Source organism: Pseudomonas inefficax (assembly GCF_900277125.1).
Classification (GTDB): Bacteria; Pseudomonadota; Gammaproteobacteria; order Pseudomonadales; family Pseudomonadaceae; genus Aquipseudomonas; species Aquipseudomonas inefficax.
This window is the reverse complement of the sequence record NZ_OPYN01000214.1, coordinates 1-2,988: the sequence shown is the minus strand read 5'-3', so window position 1 is coordinate 2,988 and position 2,988 is coordinate 1. Positions and strand designations below refer to the sequence as shown.

Below are 2,988 nucleotides of genomic sequence, written 5' to 3'. Positions count from 1 at the left end.
CTTTGCAGCCCTTCGCGGGCACGCCCGCTCCCACAAGTATGGGCAGCGCCGCGGTCACTGTGGGAGCGGGCGTGCCCGCGAAGGGCCGCAAAGCGGCCCCAATATCACGAACAGAAAGCACTACGGTATTCGCCCGGTGTTGCACCGACCGCCTGGCGGAACAGGTTGCTGAAATGGCTGGCACTGGCAAACCCGCACGACAGGGCAATCTCCCCCAGCGGCATCACCCCCAACCGCAACAGCTGGCAGGCCCGATGCAGCCGCCGGGCCAGCAGATATTGATGCGGCGGCAGCCCGAAACTGGCGCGGAACATGCGCGCAAAGTGGTATTCGGACAGGTTGCAGCGCAAGGCCAGTTCACCCAGGGTGATGGGCTGGTCAAGGTGCGCTTCGATGTAGTCGACCATTTGCCGGCGCAGGCTCGGTGCCAGCCCGCCTTTCAGGCGCAGGCCCTGGCGCAGCCCGACCTGGTTGAATAGCGCATGGTCGACGATATCGTGCGCCAGGCTGCTGGCCAGCAAGCGTTCGCCTGGTTCGCCCCAGTCCAGGGTTATCAGCTGGCGAAAGCGCTTGGCCTGCTGCGGGTCATCGAGAAAGGTCGCTTCCTGCAGTTGCAGCTCACGCGGTTCTCGGTCGAGCAGGCGCACGCAACCCAGGGCAAATTGGGCCTCGCTGACATACAGGTGTGCCAGGCGGATCGCGCCATTGACCACCCAGTTCGATTCATGCCCGGCCGGCATCACGCACAGCTTGTCGGGTGCCCCTTTGTCGCCGGGGCGCTGGCGGCGAAAGGTGCCGGTGCCGTCGGCGATGTAGCACGACAGGGTGTGATGGCTCGGTGCCTGGTAATCGCGGGCATCGTCGCGGTTGCTCCACAACGCTGCCGCCAGCCCGTCGCCCAGGTGCGCGCTCAGCTCCAGCCGGGCATGGGGCGAGGCGTGCATGGCGTTGAACACTTGCAGCTGGGTAAGTGGGGTCATGGGCGGTTCCTCTTGCCAGCCATCCTACTGCGCCTTGGGCGGGCTTACAGCCACCAGCGGGACAAATGCGCAAGTTTGTGCAAGCGCAAAGTGTCGGGCAGGGCGAACACTGATTGCACTGGCGAGGGCTGCGCCCTCGATCGCCGGCAAGCCAGCTCCCACAGGTCAGTGCCCAGCTTGAGGTTGACGCTGTCCCTGTGGGAGCTGGCTTGCCGGCGATGGGCCGCACAGCGGCCCCGGGATGCATGGTCGATCGCCTGAGGAGCCCCACCGATGAACCTGTCACTCTACCTGCTCACCGTCCTGATCTGGGGCACCACCTGGATCGCCCTGAAACTCCAGTTGGGCGTGGTCGCCATTCCGGTCTCGATTGTCTACCGCTTCGCCCTGGCCGGGCTGATCCTGTTCGCCTTCCTGCTGCTCACCCGCCGCCTGCAGCCGATGAACCGGCGTGGCCACCAGATTTGCCTGGCCCAGGGCCTGTGCCTGTTCTGCGTCAACTTCATCTGCTTCCTCAGCGCCAGCCAGTGGATTGCCAGCGGCCTGATCGCCGTGGTGTTCTCCACCGCCACCCTGTGGAACGCGCTCAACGCGCGGATCTTCTTCGGCCAGAAGATCGCCAGCAATGTGCTTGGCGGTGGCGCCCTGGGGTTACTTGGCCTGGGCCTGCTGTTCTGGCCCGAGCTGTCCCACCACGCGGCCAGCCGCGAAACCCTGTACGGCCTCGGCCTGGCCTTGCTCGGCACGCTGTGCTTCTCTGCCGGCAACATGCTGTCGAGCATGCAGCAGAAGGCCGGGCTCAAACCCATGACCACCAATGCCTGGGGCATGGTCTACGGGGCGGTGATGCTGGCGGTGTTCTGCGTGGTCAGCGGCGTGCCATTCAGCATGGAGTGGAACGTGCGGTACATCGGCTCGTTGCTGTACCTGGTGGTGCCGGGCTCGGTGATCGCCTTTACCGCCTACCTGACCCTGGTCGGGCGCATGGGGCCGGAGCGGGCGGCGTACTGCACGGTGCTGTTCCCGTTGGTGGCGCTGAATGTGTCGGCGGTGGCCGAGGGATATCAGTGGACGGCGCCGGCCTTGTTGGGGCTGGTGGCGGTGATGGCGGGGAATGTGCTGGTGTTTCGCAAGCCCAAGGCCAGGATGTCTGAGGGTGTTGTGGTGGTCAAGTAGGTGATGGGTTGTCTGCACCGGCCTCTTCGCGGGTAAACCCGCTCCCACAGATACCCCACAGACCTCAGAGCCTGTGCAATACCTGTGGGAGCGGGTTTACCCGCGAAAGGGCCGGTGCAGGCAGTAGAGGGCTATCAGCCCTTCCACACCTGCGGGTTCACCAGGTCCCGCGGCCGCTCACCCAGCAGCGCCGCGCGCAGGTTGTCGATTGCCCGGTTGGCCATGGCCTCGCGGGTTTCGGCAGTGGCCGAGCCAACGTGCGGCAAGGTCAGGGCATTGGGCAGCTTGAACAGCGGCGAGTCGCTCAGCGGCTCTTTCTCGTACACATCCAGGCCCGCACCGCGAAGGGTACCGCTCTGCAGTGCCTCGATCAGCGCCGCCTCGTCCACCACCGGCCCGCGGGCGATATTGATCAGGAACGCGCTCGGTTTCATCAATTGCAACTCACGCGCACCGATCAGCTTGCGGGTGGCATCGGACAACGGCACCACGATGCAGACAAAGTCGGCTTCGGCCAGCAGTTGCTCCAGGCTGCGGAACTGCGCCCCCAGCTCTTGCTCCAGCGCGGTCTTGTGGCTGTTGCCGGAATAGATCACCTGCATGTTGAAGCCGAACCGGCCGCGGCGGGCAATGGCGGCACCGATGTTGCCCATGCCGACGATGCCCAGGGTCTTGCCGTGCACATCGCTGCCGAAGTGCGCCGGGCCTACGGTAGCTTGCCAGTTGCCGGCCTTGGTCCAGGCATCCAGCTCGGCGGTGCGGCGGGCGCAGCCCATGATCAGCGAGAAGCCCAGGTCGGCGGTGCTTTCGGTCAGCACGTCGGGGGTGNTGG

General features: G+C 65.6%; 3 protein-coding genes. 1 reads left to right on the top strand and 2 read right to left on the bottom strand.

The window, feature by feature from the left end; translation table 11 throughout:
• Nucleotides 1–104 precede the first annotated feature (104 nt).
• Nucleotides 105–980: a helix-turn-helix domain-containing protein gene (locus JV551A3_RS26995; protein ID WP_133979270.1), complete on the bottom strand. Its 876-nt coding sequence runs from the start codon at nt 978–980 to the stop codon at nt 105–107.
• A gap of 273 nt (nt 981–1,253) precedes the next feature.
• Here JV551A3_RS26995 and JV551A3_RS26990 point away from each other — a divergent pair, with 273 nt between their 5' ends.
• Nucleotides 1,254–2,156 (top strand): DMT family transporter, encoded by a 903-nt coding sequence (locus JV551A3_RS26990; RefSeq protein WP_133979268.1) that lies wholly within the window; start codon nt 1,254–1,256, stop codon nt 2,154–2,156.
• Between the two features lie 134 nt (nt 2,157–2,290).
• Here JV551A3_RS26990 and JV551A3_RS26985 read toward each other — a convergent pair.
• Nucleotides 2,291–2,988, bottom strand: a 698-nt coding sequence (locus JV551A3_RS26985; protein WP_133979266.1) for a 2-hydroxyacid dehydrogenase, incomplete at its 5' end; no start/stop codon positions are given.

Bases quoted from the DNA above. Each gene is read 5' to 3' on its own strand.
- JV551A3_RS26995 (WP_133979270.1), bottom strand. From the start codon at position 980: ATGACCCCACTTACCCAGCTGCAAGTGTTCAACGCCATGCACGCCTCG.
- JV551A3_RS26990 (WP_133979268.1), top strand. From the start codon at position 1,254: ATGAACCTGTCACTCTACCTGCTCACCGTCCTGATCTGGGGCACCACC.